The organism is Desulfobotulus sapovorans DSM 2055 (genome assembly GCF_059569355.1).
On the sequence record NZ_JCANVJ010000001.1, the window covers coordinates 467,649 to 483,524 of the forward strand.

General features: G+C 49.8%; 16 protein-coding genes and 1 pseudogene. 6 read left to right on the forward strand and 11 right to left on the reverse strand.

Going from position 1 to position 15,876, the window contains the following annotated elements; all coding sequences use genetic code 11:
* Positions 1-5: 5 nt before the first annotated feature.
* Positions 6-1,253: an acyl-CoA dehydrogenase family protein gene (locus BR04_RS01910; RefSeq protein WP_496354287.1), complete on the forward strand. Its 1,248-nt coding sequence runs from the start codon at positions 6-8 to the stop codon at positions 1,251-1,253.
* A 483-nt stretch (positions 1,254-1,736) separates the two neighbouring features.
* Positions 1,737-2,864, forward strand: a complete 1,128-nt coding sequence (locus tag BR04_RS01915) for an Rpn family recombination-promoting nuclease/putative transposase (RefSeq protein WP_496354288.1) — start codon at positions 1,737-1,739, stop codon at positions 2,862-2,864.
* Between the two features lie 419 nt (positions 2,865-3,283).
* On the opposite strand, the gene BR04_RS01920 is transcribed toward BR04_RS01915, so the two are convergent.
* From BR04_RS01920 to BR04_RS01970, 11 genes and pseudogenes are all read right to left on the reverse strand, one after another.
* Positions 3,284-4,354 carry a DUF933 domain-containing protein gene (locus BR04_RS01920; protein ID WP_496354289.1) on the reverse strand — a complete coding sequence of 357 codons (1,071 nt, stop codon included), beginning with the start codon at positions 4,352-4,354 and terminating at the stop codon, positions 3,284-3,286.
* A 236-nt stretch (positions 4,355-4,590) separates the two neighbouring features.
* Positions 4,591-5,442, reverse strand: a complete 852-nt coding sequence (locus BR04_RS01925; RefSeq protein WP_496354290.1) for a tetratricopeptide repeat protein — start codon at positions 5,440-5,442, stop codon at positions 4,591-4,593.
* The gene (locus BR04_RS01930; protein ID WP_496354291.1) at positions 5,439-6,239 is read right to left on the reverse strand and encodes an ABC transporter permease subunit; all 801 of its coding nucleotides are present in this window, start codon (positions 6,237-6,239) and stop codon (positions 5,439-5,441) included. The genes BR04_RS01925 and BR04_RS01930 overlap by 4 nt, the downstream gene beginning before the upstream one ends.
* The gene (locus BR04_RS01935; RefSeq protein ID WP_496354292.1) at positions 6,240-7,160 is read right to left on the reverse strand and encodes an ABC transporter ATP-binding protein; all 921 of its coding nucleotides are present in this window, start codon (positions 7,158-7,160) and stop codon (positions 6,240-6,242) included.
* A complete protein-coding gene (locus BR04_RS01940; protein WP_496354293.1) occupies positions 7,157-8,596 on the reverse strand; it encodes an O-antigen ligase family protein in 1,440 nt (479 codons plus the stop codon). The genes BR04_RS01935 and BR04_RS01940 overlap by 4 nt, the downstream gene beginning before the upstream one ends.
* Positions 8,597-9,079: 483 nt before the next feature.
* A complete protein-coding gene (locus BR04_RS01945) occupies positions 9,080-9,421 on the reverse strand; it encodes a hypothetical protein (RefSeq protein ID WP_496354294.1) in 342 nt (113 codons plus the stop codon).
* A 166-nt stretch (positions 9,422-9,587) separates the two neighbouring features.
* A pseudogene (locus tag BR04_RS01950) lies at positions 9,588-9,684 on the reverse strand (pilin); the annotation flags it as partial.
* Between the two features lie 332 nt (positions 9,685-10,016).
* Positions 10,017-10,490, reverse strand: a complete 474-nt coding sequence (locus tag BR04_RS01955; protein ID WP_496354295.1) for a hypothetical protein — start codon at positions 10,488-10,490, stop codon at positions 10,017-10,019.
* Positions 10,491-10,541: 51 nt separating this feature from the next.
* Complete coding sequence (lgt, locus tag BR04_RS01960) at positions 10,542-11,408, reverse strand: prolipoprotein diacylglyceryl transferase (RefSeq protein WP_496354296.1); 867 nt, start codon at positions 11,406-11,408, stop codon at positions 10,542-10,544.
* The gene (locus tag BR04_RS01965; protein WP_496354297.1) at positions 11,393-11,941 is read right to left on the reverse strand and encodes a nitroreductase family protein; all 549 of its coding nucleotides are present in this window, start codon (positions 11,939-11,941) and stop codon (positions 11,393-11,395) included. Before BR04_RS01965 ends, lgt begins: the two co-directional genes overlap by 16 nt.
* A 187-nt stretch (positions 11,942-12,128) precedes the next feature.
* Positions 12,129-13,136: a phosphotransferase enzyme family protein gene (locus BR04_RS01970; protein WP_496354298.1), complete on the reverse strand. Its 1,008-nt coding sequence runs from the start codon at positions 13,134-13,136 to the stop codon at positions 12,129-12,131.
* 153 nt (positions 13,137-13,289) lie between these two features.
* Between BR04_RS01970 and map the strand changes: the two genes are divergently transcribed.
* The 4 genes from map to BR04_RS01990 are packed head-to-tail and all read left to right on the forward strand — an operon-like array spanning position 13,290 to position 15,873.
* Complete coding sequence (gene map, locus BR04_RS01975; RefSeq protein WP_496354299.1) at positions 13,290-14,210, forward strand: type I methionyl aminopeptidase; 921 nt, start codon at positions 13,290-13,292, stop codon at positions 14,208-14,210.
* A gap of 10 nt (positions 14,211-14,220) precedes the next feature.
* Positions 14,221-14,721: a YchJ family protein gene (locus BR04_RS01980; protein ID WP_496354300.1), complete on the forward strand. Its 501-nt coding sequence runs from the start codon at positions 14,221-14,223 to the stop codon at positions 14,719-14,721.
* On the forward strand, positions 14,711-15,595 hold the full coding sequence (locus tag BR04_RS01985) for a 1,4-dihydroxy-6-naphtoate synthase (protein ID WP_496354301.1): 885 nt from the start codon (positions 14,711-14,713) through the stop codon (positions 15,593-15,595). The genes BR04_RS01980 and BR04_RS01985 overlap by 11 nt, the downstream gene beginning before the upstream one ends.
* Before the next feature lie 26 nt (positions 15,596-15,621).
* A complete protein-coding gene (locus tag BR04_RS01990) occupies positions 15,622-15,873 on the forward strand; it encodes a YHS domain-containing protein (RefSeq protein WP_496354302.1) in 252 nt (83 codons plus the stop codon).
* Positions 15,874-15,876: the final 3 nt, after the last annotated feature.

Genomic DNA, 15,876 nt, shown 5'->3' on the forward strand with positions numbered 1-15,876 from the left:
TTTCCATGTACGATTTTCTGCTTTCCCCCCAAGCCCTTGCCCTGCGGACAGAAGTCCGGGAATTTGTCAAGACCGTTCCGAGACAGCTTCTTCTCGATATGGATGCGGACAAGGTACAGTTTCCAAAGGAATTTCTTGCTGAAGCGGGTCGCCGCAATCTCATGGGCTGCCGTTATCCCAGAGAATGGGGGGGCAGGGGGCTGGACTGGGTCAGCACAGTGATGGTGATGGAGGAAATCGGTACCCTGGGTTACATCATGGCCTGCGTATTTGGCGTGGGTGCGGAGCTGGTCTGTGATGCCATCATTCGTCACGGAACGGATGCCCAGAAGGAAAAGTATGTGAAACCTCTCTTAAAAGGTGAAATATTTGCCGCAGAATGTCTGACGGAACCCAGGGGCGGATCGGATTTTTTTGGTACCAGCACAACGGCGGAAGACAAGGGGGAGTACTTTGTTCTCAATGGGCAGAAGCGTTTTATTGTGGGCGGTGAGGGGGCGGATTATTTTCTCGTATACGCAAAAACCGATCCCGATGCCCGAGGGCATAAGGCCCTGACCTGTTTTATTGTGGATCGCAGTGAGGGGGTACGGGTGGAATACCTTTACGGCCTGATGGGATGCCGGGGGGGCGGTGCTGCCCGTATTGTGTTCAGGGATGTGAAGGTACCGAAGGAAAACATTGTCGGCAGGCTGAACGATGGCTATGCGGTGTTCAATACCATGATGATTCCCGAAAGGCTGGGAACCGCCGCCATGACCATCGGTGCGGCCCGGCCTGCCCTGGAAGTGGCTACGGGCTACAGCACACGGCGCAAGGCCTTTGGTCAGGAAATCGCAAAATTTCAGGGCGTTGGGTTCCAGGTGGCTGAAGCGGCCATGTTGCTGGATGCCTGCCGGAGCATGGCCTATACGACCAGTCGGGCCGTGGATGCGGGGACTGTTCCGGAAAATGAGATCCGCAGGCTGGTTTCGGAAAGCAAGAAATTCATCACAGAATCCTGTCAGAAGGTGGTACACAACAGTATGCAGGTGATGGGCGGTATTGGTTATACCAATGTTTTTCCTGTGGAAAGGATTTTCCGGGATGTGCGTCTGGCCTCCATCTGGACAGGAACCAATGAGGTGATGAGCCTCATCATTGCCAGTGAGTGGTACCGAAAATACATGGAGGAGAGGGCTGCGGGCCAGACCCGTGACTGTGAGAATGATGCCGCCGAAGCTTTTGCAGCGGAAGAAAAAATTTACGAATAATCCGGGGGAAGAGAGAATCGGAGGGAGCCGGGGGGGGCCTGGCTCCTCGGCGTAACGGATCAGACTTTCTGCTTACCATTTTGCTTCAGCTATCGTTCCCATGCTCCAGTGTGGGAACGCCATACCGGGCGCTCCTGCGCCCAGGGCCAGTATCCCCGGCAATCCCTTCTCTGGGAAATATGAATTGACGAAGCTCAGGGACGATCCAGACCAGAATATGGCGCGTATCCGGTTTCTGGACGTCCTACAGGCTTTTGGGATATGGCAGTGTTCCGGGACTCAAGACGCTGGAGCGTCTCAAGATGCATTCCCACGCTGGAGCGTGGGAACGATGGGTTCAATGCTGTATGGGCAAAATTTACGACTGCATGGCTGAGATAGGGGATAATCAAAATATACTTTTCCGGTCTGCCTGAATTTCAATGTGGATGATACCCCAGTCTCCCCTTTTCATCCTTCAAACCACCTGCTATTGTGACTTGCATGAAAAAGAAAAAACAGGACAATTTTCTGGAAGATCTTTCAAAGAGCAATCCCCATGATGCCCTCGTTAAAAGAATTCTGGGTGAAAAAATCCATGCCGTGGATTTTTTCACGGTCATGCTGCCGGAAAAGGTGGTTGCCCTTCTCGATATGCAAACCCTTAAGGCGGAAAAAGACAGCTTTGTCAGCCCAAAACTCCGCAATGCCTTCAGTGATCTGATTTTCAGCGTGAAACTGAAAAACAGCCAGACAAGGGCCTTCCTTTACACCCTCATTGAACACAAAAGTCAGCCCGATGTCTGGTACATCCTCCAGATACTCAAATATATGAGTGCTGTATGGGAAAGCTTCCACAGAAATACGCCGGAGAAACTTTTGCCTCCCATCCTTCCTCTGGTCGTCTATCACGGAAAGGAAGACTGGTGCACAAGAAACATTGTGGATCTGCTGGATGGAGGTTATCCCGAGATTTTCCGGCCCTTCACGCCACAGTTTGATACCCTGTTCTGCGATGTCAGCACCCTTGACCCCCATACCCTTCAGAACAATATTGTGCTAAAGGTTTTTTTTAAGATTCTGGGTTCTGTAATGGGCCCGGAAATCCGGGATGACCTGCCAGATCTGATCCGGGCGCTGAGCGAGATGATGGAGCCTGGCAAAACCACACTGGAATACATCGAAATATTTCTGCGTTACGCCATATCGGCAAGCCAGGACATTGATGAGGCCATCCTTGAAAAGGCCCTTGAAAACAGCGGATACATGGAGGTTCTTATGCCCACACTGGCTCAAAAATGGATTGAGGAAGGCATGGCCAAAGGTCTTGTTCTTGGTGAACAGAAAGGTCTGATGCTTGGAGAACAAAAAGGTCTGATGCTTGGAGAACAAAAAGGTCTGATGCTTGGAGAACAGAAAGGTCTGATGCTTGGAGAACAAAAAGGTCTGATGCTTGGGGAACAAAAAGGCCTGATCCGGGAAAAATACAAAACCATCCTGCGCCTCCACAAATTGGATTTTCCCATAGCCTCCATCGCCATGGCAGCCAATCTACCGGAAAAAACCGTGCAGGACGTTTTAAAGTATGGCTTTAAAGCTTTGGAAAAAATTCCTCTGGAGGATGATTTCTAACCTGGATTCCTCTAAAAGGGTTCTGTTCTTCTTTTTTGTAAGAAAATTGATCACCATCCTACTTGAGTTATCGTTCCCATGCTCCAGCGTGGGAACGCACTGCCGGGTGCTCCTGCGCCCAAGGCCAGCGTCCTCGCGAATTTTTTTCTTTGGAAACTGGGTATTGACGAAGCACCGGAACCATCCAGACCAGAATATTGGGCGTACCGGTTTCTGGGCGTCAACCAGTTTTTTTGGGGCCATGACAGCTTCCGTGGGTTCAAGACGCTGGAGCGTCTTTAGATGCATTCCCACGCTGGAGCGTGGGAATGATGAATGGATAAAGGTAAATTTTGCGCCCGTTCTCACATCTCAGGGGAAATGCACGGAGGCAGAGACAAGACCTGAGACGGCATGGCTGAGTCAGGGTAGCAATCAGATCAGACTTTGAAGCGTATGTTGAGGATATCCCCGTCCTCAACCCGGTAATCCTTGCCATTCACGTAGAGCTTGCCCGCTTTTTTCACTTCCGCCTCACTGCCCAGGGCGATGAGTTCCGCATACTTGATGACCTCAGCACGGATAAATCCCCGTTCCAGATCCGAATGGATCACCCCTGCGGCTTTGGGTGCAGGAGCATCTTTTCGTACCAGCCACTGACGCACCTCATCCTTGCCAACGGTGAAAAAGCTGATGCGGCCCAGGGCTTCCAGGGCTGTACGGGTGAGCAGCCCGAGGGCAGGTTCGTGGATCCCCAGATCCTGAAGGAAGGCGGATTTTTCCTCGGCATCTTCCAGGAGGGCGATTTCCGCCTCCATGCCAGCGCAGACCTGAATGACGGCCATACGATCCCTCCGGGAACGGGCTTCAATGGCAGGGGACACAGCATTCTGTCCGATGGCGTCCTCTCCCGTGTTCACCACCACCAGCATCTGCTTGCGGGTGATGAGGGGATAACTGCGGATCAGGGCTTCTTCTTCATCATTGATCTCAAAAAGGCGCAGGGGATTTTCGGCTTCCAGATGGGCCTGCATCCGCTGGAGAAGGGCAAATTCCTTTTTCTGATCCTCATCCTTGATTTTTTTCAGGCTGAGTTCCAGGCGTTCCAGGCGTTTTTCCACAAAAATCTGGTCATGGATCAGGAGCTCACCGCATACCATGTCCACATCCCGCCCTGCATCGACATCCCCATCCACATGGAAGATGGCCTCATCCTCAAAGGCCCGCACCACAAGACAGATTGCATCCATATCCGCAATGTCCTGAAAAATGACACCTTTGGAGATGGTTTCCTTTTCAAGTCTTGGCAAAAGCACAAAATCAATGCGGGCAGGCTGATTTTTTTTGGGTTCATACAGGCTTACGAGCCGGTCAAATCTCGGATCCAGGATATTTGCCGTTCCGGGAAGGGGTTTTGAGAGCTGTGCTCCCTCCTGAATTCTTGCACCGGTCAGTACAGTGAAGAGGGTTTTTTTGCCGCTCTGCGGCAGGCCGATAATGCCAACTTTCATGTTTCCTCACAACAAAAAGGGGGAAGCCCCCTTTTTCCTCATGGTTGGTTAAGACGGGCAGGAACAAAGCCTGATCCCAAAAATTCCGTGCCGATAACAGATGGCTGATGAAGGGCACCACCTTCGTGGTATAAGCAGATTTAGCGCTTATTACAATGGAAAAGCGGGGGGCAAGGGAGCGGCCCATCAGTCTATGGAGCAGAAAAAAAACTTAGCCTCTTTTTCTTGCTTTCGTCTTATTTTTTCAGTTCCACGAGCTTACTGGTGGTATAGATACGCCCCGTAGGCATCAGATAAAAATTGCCACCATAGGGATCTTCGGGGATGGTTTCCAGAAAACCTGCATCCACAAGTTCTTCAAGATTTTTGGGACTATCTTGCCGTTTTTCTTGAAATCTGCGGACAGCATTTTCAAGAATCTGCATACCTTCCAGGGCAAGAATCCGTTTTTCATAATATTTGCGGATTTCGGGACTTCGGGTATCTTTGAGCATGGATTTTAACAGCAGAAGGGAAAAGTCCGTATCGCCCGCATAATAGGAAAGCCTGGCTGCGAGGGGAGCATAAAAATCAGGGGCATTGGGTTTTTGGGCTGCAGCGGCAATATAGCGGGCACCATTTTCAAAATCATTGAGAAAATAGTAATAGACAAAACCGATTCTGAAGAGAATGAAAGCATCATCAGGTCTGTAGTCGAGAGCCCGTTTTAAAATACCAATGGCATCTTCATACATCCCCGGCCCCCATGCCAGCAGGGCACCGGCAAAATAGTAGGGATCAAAAAAGTAGGGATCCAGATCAATTACCGCATGGATCATGCGGATGAACCGTTGCCAGTCTTCAACGGTGATCATTTCACTGCGGTCTATTTTCTGGCCTATAAAAAATATGGCCTGCAATAATTGAAAATCCGCAGCCAGTCCTTTGAAATCCAGAGCCGCAATACCTGTGATTTCCGAAGGAAGTACCGTTGGTTGCAGCCCTTCTTCCCGAAGGTATTTTTCTTTGGTTGCAAAGGAAAGGGGATAGAAAAAAAGAATCATTCCCATGAGACCAAGGCATATCCCCAAGGGCAGGATTCGTTTCATAAGAATTCCTTTTTCCTGAAAATGATCATGGAAAGTCCCACAAGAAGGGCAATATAGGCAAAGCCATATCCCATGATGGGAATAAGATCAGAAAAGGCCATAAGACGGCCATGGGCTGCAAGGATTTTCATGTCAAAGAGTTCAAAATTGGGAACAATATATTTTGATGTTTGAATGACATAATGCACCACTGGGCTGATCTGTTCTCCGTGGTGCTGTACGGAGAGAAAACGGATGACATCGCTGTAACTCTGTCCTGCAATATAGATACAGAGGGAAAACATCATATTGAGAAAGCTGCTGGTGGAAAAGGAGCCGAAAAAAAGGATGAGGGCATTGAAAAGGGAAATCTTGATGTAATCCAGAAAAACCGCCTGCATGTAGGGAAGCCAGGCAAAACTTTTAAAATAATCGGCATGGAAGGATTGCAGCAGGATGAGGGCAAAACAGGTAAGGAGGGCAATGATGAGGTAGGCCATGAGGGAGATAAGAAGAATCCCTGAATATTTTCCAAGAATATAGGCATTTCTGGAGATGGGCTTGCTTAAGACAAAATAGATGGTTTTTTTGTCCAGATCCTTTCCAATGAGATCCACGGAGATGGAAAGGGACATGAGAAGGCCTGCAAGGGATAAGGCCGCCAGATTGAAATCGACTGCAACCTTGCCAAGATCCTGCATGAAAAAATGGGCAAAGACAAAGCTCAAAAGAATAACGCTGCATGCAAAAATAAAAATGCCGTACAAAACACGGCTCCGGATACCTTCAAGAAAGGTAATGGCTGCAACGGGCCACATTCATACACCTCCTGTTTCCGCACTTCGGGTAATCTGCCAGAAAAGGTCTTCAAGGGACTGTTTCGGGGCTTCCATGCTTTTAATACGGATGTGTTTTTGCGCGAATTCCTTCAAGATCCTGTCCAGATCAGAAAGCAGGCAATAAAAACCGTTTTTTTCAGGCAGAACATGGATAGCTGGGGGAAGGGAGGCCAGCCAATCCGATGCCTGTTGTGAGGGTTCCAGAAGAACCTGAAGATGCCCGGTCATTTCCAGATCTGTTTTATGGATATGCTCTTGTATCCGGCCCTGATGCATCACCAGAACATGGTCACAGAGCCGTTCCACATCCGTGAGGATGTGGGAACAGAAAAGGATGGTTTTCCCCATATTTTTTAAATCAAGGATCAGATCAAAAAAAAGCTTGCGGCCAATGGGATCGAGGCCACTCATGGGTTCATCCAGAATGACAAGATCCGGATTGTGGATGATGGCCGCAGCAAGGCCTGCCCGTTGGGTCATGCCTTTGGAAAAGGTACGCAGGCGACCGGATTCCTTTCCGGAAAGGCCAACTCTTCGGACAATTTCCGGAAATGTTTCCCGAAAGGCAGCTGAAGACATGCCCGAAGCCCGTGCGGCAAACCAGAGCAGTTCTTTCAGGGTAAGGTAATCGTAATAATAGGGATTTTCAGGAAGATAGCCAATGCGTACGCTGGTGGCGAGTTTCATGTTCCCCGAGCTTGGGGCCAGAAAGCCCATGATGGTTTTGAGCAGGGTGGATTTGCCTGCCCCGTTGACACCAATAATACCGACAATCTCTCCCATCCGGACATCAAAGGAAATATCCTGCAACACGGGGATATTTTTAGAACGCAGTGTTTTTGTCCGAATACTTTTGCAAAGGCCATCCAGTTGCAGCAGTTTTTCAGGTGTATTCATCATAGGGCAACTCCATCTTCTGACATCTGATCCTCCTGCAAGAGATTTAATTTCAGAAGTGTTTCGTACAGTTCTTCTCCGGCCAGGTTTTTTACCGGAATCCCGTTTGCCTTTGAAAGACGCAGGATATTAACGATACGGATAAAATTAGAATATTCGGCGTGGTGCATTTCTTTGTTGTAAGCCTGCCAGATATGAATATAGCTTTGTTCATAGTCACCCAGCACATAGCAGAGACGGGCTTTGAGGTAGCTTGTATGGGCAAAACGATTCAATTTACCATACGTATCCAGCTTTTTTAAAAGAATTGCGGCAAGATCTTTATCTCTTTTACGAAAGGCCAGTCCTGTAAGGTGTTGGTAATAATAGTGCTGAAACTCAAAGGAGTAAACAGGATGGGCCGCCAGATGGTCAAGTTTGTTTTCTGTAAGCAAAAAATCAGAGGCTGAATAATTTTGTTTTTTGGAAAAAAGATCCTGCTGAATTTCATGGGCCATGTGCATGGTACGGGCATGTTCAAAGACCCACGCGCCGCTGATAGCAAATATTGTTACGATGATTGGAATGAAAAGTCTGGGTCGGATATGAAAAGCCACAGGGCAGTTTCTGACGAGGCTACCTGCCATCAAAGCAAGGCAGAAGACAAGCCCTGGGTGGGAGAAAGGCCGGGTGAAGCACATGGCAATGAGAAAGGCAGAAAAAGCCATTAATAGGGGAAAACTTTGAGTATGGGCTTTTTTGAATCCGTAAAAAAGGATACAACCCAAGGCAAGGCAAAAAAAAATGAGGGTAAAAATGCCATTTTCCGCAAGGATATGCAGAAAATTGTTATGCGCCCACAGGGTTGCCCCTGCGGTGTCGTATCCAAGCTTGAAGATTTCAGCCGTCTCTATGGCATAATCCCCTAAGAGAACTTTGTAGCTGCCAATTCCGTGTCCGAAAAAGGGGGCGTCCAGCCACATACGGATGGCACTGAGCCAATAATTGAAGCGGGTGTAGGTGCTGGGGTCAATATTCTGAAAACCGGAGCCGATTTTTGTCAGAGCAGAAAACTTGTTCAGCCATGCAAGGAAAAAACCTGCCAGTGGCGGGAAAGCCAGGTAATATCCCAGCTCTTTTTTATTTAAGAATGAGCGCCGGTTCATGATGAGGAAGGTGATAAGCAGGGTGATGCTGAATGCCAGAAAAGCGCTTCTGGAGCGGGTCAGGAAAATGGCAAAGGCAAAAAGGGTGAGGGGCAGGGATAGGAAAAAAGCAGGGATTTGAAAGTTCTCTTTTTTGAGGATCAGAATATTCAGGTAGGCATAAAAACCTGTGATGAGCAGCACAGGAAAAAGATTGGCCTGGGCATAGCTCCCAAAGCTTGTCATGGAGTAGCTGGATTTAAGCCCTACAAAATAGCGGATAGAATTCAGCAGCGTGTATTCTTTGAGCTGCATAATATGAAATTCTGCAAGTCCCATGGTAAGGGCAAAAAAGGCGGAAAGGGCAAGCATATACAGAAGGAGCAGGTGGGATAGGTGTTTGGCCAGAAGATAGCTACCATAATAAAGCAGAATTAGGGGCAGAACAGAAAAATTGATGGGGAGAATAGCGATTGTAAGCAGAGCGGAGAGAAGGAACAGGTCAGGAAGATGGAATTTTTGTAAGGGGCGTTGATGCATAGCAAACAAATAAATCAGGGTAAAAAAAAGCCATAAAAACAAACCTGTTTTTGCGAATACATGGGCTGATTTATAAAAGAAGGGGAATTGAAAATTGTGTACTGCTAGAGCAGTTAAAAAAATTACAGACAAAAGCCCTTCCTGAAGGAAGGGCTTTTGTTTACAGAATGAAAGAAGTTTCCACTTGAATAGGTTAAGGATTCTTTTTTTATTGTTAATATTCATGAAAAGAAACTTCTTCTTTTAAATTCTGCGTTACTAATTTTTTTCCCAACCAGTTGCAAAAGCATTACTTGCGAAAGTGGAGATTTGAACGTCCGTTGAAACTATGTTGCCAGAAGTGCCAGATTTGTAATAAATTTCTGTTGAGAAGCTACCTGTACCATAAACCTTATCACCTCTCGCATGTCCAGTAGTTATTATGTAAGCTCCATTATTTGTAGCGGTATCTGGAACATAATAACCGATAACCCCGTTTGAAAGGCCAATTGTGACAGTGGTAATTGCATTTAAAGAAGTTGATGTAGTTATTGCTGCTGCAAAAACTGAAGTCCCCAGCATAAGTGATCCGGCTAAGACGGAGAGTATAATTTTTTTCATAAAAACCTCCAAATATTTTCAGGATTGAAAAATCACATGACTTATTTTTAATAATTTTAGACCAGTTATGGATAAACAAAATTTTCAGAAAAATATGCTTCCAGGGAGGATTTTGCATTTCTCAGGTCACTCTGTGCGGATGCATTGAAGGCATTCTGACGGTACTTGGCAAACTGCGGAATGGCCACTGCGGCCAGGATACCGATGATGGCAATAACAATCATCAGCTCGATCAGGGTGAAACCCTTCTGGTTTCTTCTCATGCGGATTTTACTGAGCATAGGAAACTCCTTTCATGAAGCCGGTTTGAGGATGGGACTGAATTTCAGTCCTGAACGAACCCTTTGGGGTTTTGTTGCTTGATCAGGTGTTAATGCATCTTGCGTGCCAGAATTTATATAAAGCTGCAAGGATGTGTGAAGTCTTTTGCATGACAGGCCTTCAGCTTTTTTTTTGTGGTCTGGGCAGGACAGGGCTTGCGTTTTCGGGACAGGGATTTTGACAAAAAAAGTCAGTTTATGGCCCGGTGATCTGCCCAAAAATGGCAGCCTGCCGATAAAGGCCATCAGGATGCAGGGGAGCTGCTGGCAGAAAATCAAAAGAAAGGATCTTCCTGATGCTGCATTTTTCTCACATACAGGGTGCTTTTTTCTGTTTTCTGAAAGGCATTTTTGAAGTCCTCCATACGCAGTTCTCCGGATTCGATTTTTTCTTTGATGCGTGTCCGTGAGGGAGAGCCGATGGTCTCCAGCAGAGGCTTCAGGAGGGGTTCAATTTCCGCCATATGGCTCCGGATTTTTTTGATGTCCGGTTTCAGGATCTTTGGGTAGTTTTCCTTGAGCCTTTCCCGAAGGAGGGGTTCGTCGTAGGTAATGGTGGTATTGTGGGTGAGACGGACGTTGAGAAGGGTCTTTTCCAGCAGAACATTGCAGCCGGAGACCCTGGATTCCATGAGCAGCCCCCGCATTTTTGTGCGCAGGGCTTCCCTTTCATCGTTCAGCACCTTGAGTCTTTCTTCTATCTTCATGTATTCCGCAAGGCAGGTACGCAGTTCTTCGTGAACATTCATAGTCCGTATCTATTTGAAATGATTGCCGGATGGGCCTCTTTGGTTCCCTTGTTATCGTGGTGCCTGTCCTTTCAGTTTTTTTGGGGCTTTCTGCTTTGCCGTTGCTTCAGGTCTGGGGCTTGTTTCTGGCACTGTGGGTGCAGAGAAGGCCTGGTTTCGGGAATAGAGAAAGAGCAGGATACCACTGACAAGAAAGGGCAGGCTGAGGAGTTGTCCCATGTGTACGGGAAGGTCAAAGGCCGTCTGCCGGGTTTTGAAGATCTCAAGGAAAATTCTGGCGATGGCCGCAGCCATGAGGGCAAAGGATGTGAGCCGCCAGGGGATTTTGCCAGCCCCTTTTTTCCATGCGACAAAAAGCAGAAGGCTGCATCCCGCATAGGCCAGGGATTCATAAAGCTGTACAGGATGCCTGGGAAGGAGATCCACACGGGTAAAAACCACCCCCCAGCCGGATGCAATGGGGATGCCCACCAGTTCGGAATTGAAGAAGTTTCCCAGGCGGATACAGGCTGCTCCCATGCAGCCTGCCACCATAAGGTGATCGGAAAGCCAGGAAAAGGGCGTTTCCCTGTTCTTTCGGCTGTGGAGGTAGAGAGCGAGGAAAAGCCCGAGAATCCCCCCGTGGCTGCCAAGTCCTCCCTCCCATATTTTTAGAAATTCCAGTGGGTTGCTCAGGTAAAAGACCGGGTCGTAAAAGAGGCAGTGCCCCAGTCTGGCACCGATGATCACCCCTGCCATAATGCGGTACAGCAGGGGTTCCAGCGCCTCGGCATCCTTGCCTTCCTGTGTAAAAACATACTGCATCCAGGTCATGCCGCAGATGAAGGCTGAAGCGAAAAAAAGACCGTACCAGCGGATACTCAAGGGGCCAAAGCTGAAAAGAACGGGGTCTGCGCTCCAGATTATGGGTGTTGGCAAGGGAAGGTGTCTCCATAGGTGTTGCTGTGAATTTTTTCCCGCATCAGGCTGTTGTCCGGGTGTCCCTTCAGGGGCTCCGTCCCGTAGCCTGTGGCCAGGATGGCCAGCACCTTCATACGTTCGGGAATGCCAAGGAGCCTGCGGGTTTCCTCTTCAGAGCTGATGTTGTCGCTGAACATGCGTTTTCTTACCTGCACCCAGCAGCTTTTCAGTCCCATGGACTCTGCGGCAAGCTGCATGAAAATCATGGCGATGGAACAGTCTTCCACCCAGACATCACAGCGTTCCGGATCTGCAATCACAACGATCCCCAGAGGGGCACCTTTCAGAAAGGAGGCACCATGGGGTTTGACGCGGGACAACTTAGCCAGAAGGGTGGGATCGCTTACAAAAATAAATTCCCAGGGATTGAGGTTGCGGGAGGAAGGACTGCGCAGGGCGGCTTCCTGAAGCAGACGGATTTTTTCCGCTTCTATGGGCTGATCAAGGAATTTACGGACACTGCGGCGTTTGCGTATGAGATCCATGAACATGGGGCTTCTCCATATTTTTAGGGGGACACAGGGAGCCGACGGGATGGGAGTCTTGTGGCGGCTTTGGAGTTTCCGCCCAAGGGTGTAGGAAATCTGCGGGCTTTTTGTCAAGACAGCTTTTGAGGTAAGGGGTGCCTCCATGTTCCAGTCTGGGAACGATGGGGGCACTGCTGCAGGGAGACGCTGTTCAGAAAAGCGAGTGCCAGAGCCGATGGAGATCCTGGGAATGGGAAACCAGCAGCCTGAGATAATGGGATTCCAGGGCAATCATGGAAAGATCTTCCTTGCGCAGCCATTCGGAAAGCCAGCAGAAACGGATGGCCACCACCATGGGAACCAGGGCTTCCCAGCCTTCCGGAGAAATTTTTCTGGCATCCACCAGGGAGGTGAGAAGGGTCTCGGCGAGGGCATCCTGAAGGGCCATGGGGTCTTCGCTGCCAAGGCAGCCGAGGAGATTGGCAAGATCGTGGATTTCCGGTTTGATACCACAGAATTCCCAGTCAATGACATGGGTGATTTCCTTTTTTCCCCAGAGCACGTTCATGGGGTGAAGATCCCCGTGGCAGAAAGCGACGGGGATGTCGGCTAGCCTCGGAGAAAGGATGGCTTCTGTCCAGATCTGAACGGGAAGCAGTTCCCTGTAAAGGGTGGGATTGTTGGTTTTCAGGGTATGCATGAGGGTAGAGATATAGGCCAGGATGTTAAAGGGCTGTCTTGCAAAAAAAGTTTTTGGCTTTCCGGCAAGAAAGGCGTCCATGGCTTTTCTTTTTTCAAGAAGATCCAGAATAACTGTGGCAAAGGCCTTGCCCCGCCAGGCATCCTGCACCCAGGCGGGTCTGGGCAGATCCTCTCCGGGACGGTAGGGGGTGATCTGAAAAAAGAAGCCGTTCTGTTTAAGCAGCAGATGGTTTTCAGCGGTCTTGAGGGGAAGCAGAAGCGGCTGAAGTCCCAGATCGTGGAGGTGGAAAAGGATGGAGGCCATTGCCTGCTTGTGTGAAATCTGATCCGGAGAAAAGGCTTCCAGCACAAAACAGCCCTGATCCGTACGGATCACCATACGATCCCGGCTGCGTTCCGGACTTCCTGCCAGGGGGATGTCCGGCATGGAAACGGCATGGTGCAGGCCCATGCGGAGGCAGAGAGTTTCCAGCATATCCGGGGTAAGGGAGCAGGGGGTGGGGAATCTTGCATTCATACGGTTGACTTGCCTGACATTCTTTTATATTTTTCTTGGCTTGCAGGTTGCTTCCTGTATTTTTACACCACAGGCGTCCTGAAATTCTGGGGAGAGGAAAGTCCTGCGCCCTGTTCGTGGAGATCTGTGGTCATGCATGCAAAGGAATTCCATATGCAGCTCCTTCTCAAGGTGGGACGCAATGATCCCTGTCCCTGCGGTTCCGGCAAGAAGTATAAGAAATGTTGTTCGTTGCGTAAAGAGCCTCTCCCTGTGGATGTGGGGGCTTATTATCTGCGTACCTACGATATCCGCCTCAAAACTCCTGAGGAAATTGAGGGGATCCGCAGGGCCGGTCGTCTTGTCATGGAAACCCATGCCATGGTGGCCGGGCATCTGAAGCCCGGTATCCAGACGGAGGAACTCAATGATCTGGTACACCGTTTTACCCTGAAACATGGGGGGATTCCTGCGCCTCTGAACTACAGGGGCTTCCCCAAAAGCGTGTGTATTTCCCCCAACGAGGTGATCTGCCATGGCATTCCCGGAAAGCAGGTGCTTCAGGACGGTGATATTGTGAATGTGGATATCACCACCATCCTGGATGGGTATTATGCAGATGCCAATTACACCTATTTTGTGGGGAATCCTTCTTCCGAAGCCCGCAGGCTGGTGGCCGTTACCCTGGAAAGTCTCCGGAGAGGACTTGAAATGGTGAAGCCCGGCAACACCACAGGTGACATCGGCTGGGCTATCCAGCGCTATGCCGAAGGAGAGGGGTTTTCTGTGGTGCGGGAGTTTGTGGGACATGGTGTGGGGCTGGATTTTCATGAAGCGCCCCAGATTTTGCATTTTGGTAAAAAAGGAACGGGGATTCCTCTGGTTCCGGGGATGACCTTTACGGTGGAACCCATGATCAATCTTGGTAAAAAGGAGCTTTTTGTCCTGGAAGACAACTGGACGGCCGTAACCCGCGACGGCAGCCTTTCCGCGCAGTTTGAGCAGACCATTGTTGTGACGGAAACGGGCTATGAAAGCCTGACCCCCTTTTCCCTGCATGGCGTGATCCAGACCGGGGAAACAGAACATATTTAAGGAGAAAAGAATGGAACAGTGTCCCTGCGGATCAGGTCTCCCCTACGGAGCCTGCTGTGAACCCTATATCACGGGTGCAGTTCTTGCCCCTACGGCGGAAGCTTTGATGCGCTCCCGCTATACCGCCTATGTTCAGGTTGCCATGGACTATGTTCTGGAAACCACCCACCCCGATCAGCGGGATGACTATGATGCACCGGGTGCCAGGCAGTGGGCAGAATCCTCCGAATGGCATGGCCTGGAAGTTCTGGCCAGGGATGGGGGAAGCGAAACCGATACCGAGGGCCGGGTAGAATTTGTGGCCCATTTTTCCCAGGACGGGAAACGTTTTCTGCACCACGAAAGGGCTACTTTCCGTAAGGGGGAGGACAGCCGCTGGTATTTTTACGATGGCCAGCCCGTCACACCGGTAACTGTCCGCAGGGAAAGCCCCAAGGTGGGACGCAATGAACCCTGTCCCTGTGGTTCCGGTAAAAAGTACAAGAAATGCTGCATGGACAATGCCGCATGATTCCAGGGCCAGGCTGCGCCTGGCCTTTTCTCCCTGCCCCAACGACACCTTTATCTTTGAAGCTCTGGTGCATGAAAGGGTTCTGCTTCCCGGGTTTTGTCCCAGCCCCCTTCTTGCGGATGTGGAAACTCTGAACCAGTGGGCTTTTCAGGGCTGTCATCCTGTTACCAAACTTTCCTTTGCTGCGTTGGGCCGCCTCCGTTCCAGCTATGCCCTTTTAAGCAGCGGCGCAGCCCTGGGGCGGGGCTGCGGGCCTCTTTTGGTGGGGCGGAAGCGGCTCTCTCCTGAGGCCCTGGCAAAGGGCCGCATTGCCGTTCCCGGCATGGACACCACGGCTACCTTTCTTTTCCGGTATTTTATGGGCTCTTTTATGGAAAAGGATGCGGATCTTTGCCTTGTTCCCATGCCCTTTGAGACCATCCTGCCCGCTGTCCGGGATGGCAGGGTGGATGCCGGTCTGGTGATTCATGAGGGGCGTTTTGTTTTTAAGGCCTATGGTCTGGAATGCCTTCAGGATCTGGGGCTTTTCTGGGAGGAGAGGACGGGCTATCCCATCCCTCTGGGAGGCATCGCCCTCCGTCGGGATATGCTGTTTCTTGCACCGATGCTGAACCGTGCCATCCGGGAAAGTATTCTGTATGCCCGGCGTTTTCCCGATATTTCCCTGCCCTATATCGAATGCCATGCCCAGGAAATGGAAAGGGCGGTGATCCGCAGCCATATTGAGCTGTATGTCAATGATTTTTCTGTGAATCTGGGAGAAGAAGGAGAAAAGGCCCTTTCCTTCTTCTTTGAAACAGGAGAGGCTTCTGGGGCTTTTCCCCCTTTTTCCGGGGACTTCATGGCAGAGCGCGTTGCGAAGGATCTGCGCTGAACATTTTGTATCCTGAAAGGAAGACCATGCCCGGCATCATTGTAACCCTGCTGCTGATTTATATTTTCTGGCGGCTTATTGTGGGATCTTCCAGTGAATCCCGGGAAGCGGCGCAGGAAGAGCTGGTACAGGATCCTGTCTGTGGACTTTACCTGCCGGAAAGTGAAGCCCTGAAGGTCAGAAAAGACGGTGTGCTGCTTCATTTTTGCAGCGAGAAGTGTAAAACAACCTTTTTCCTTGAAAAGGAGAAAGGGAGTCATACAGAGGAAAACCCCTGATTT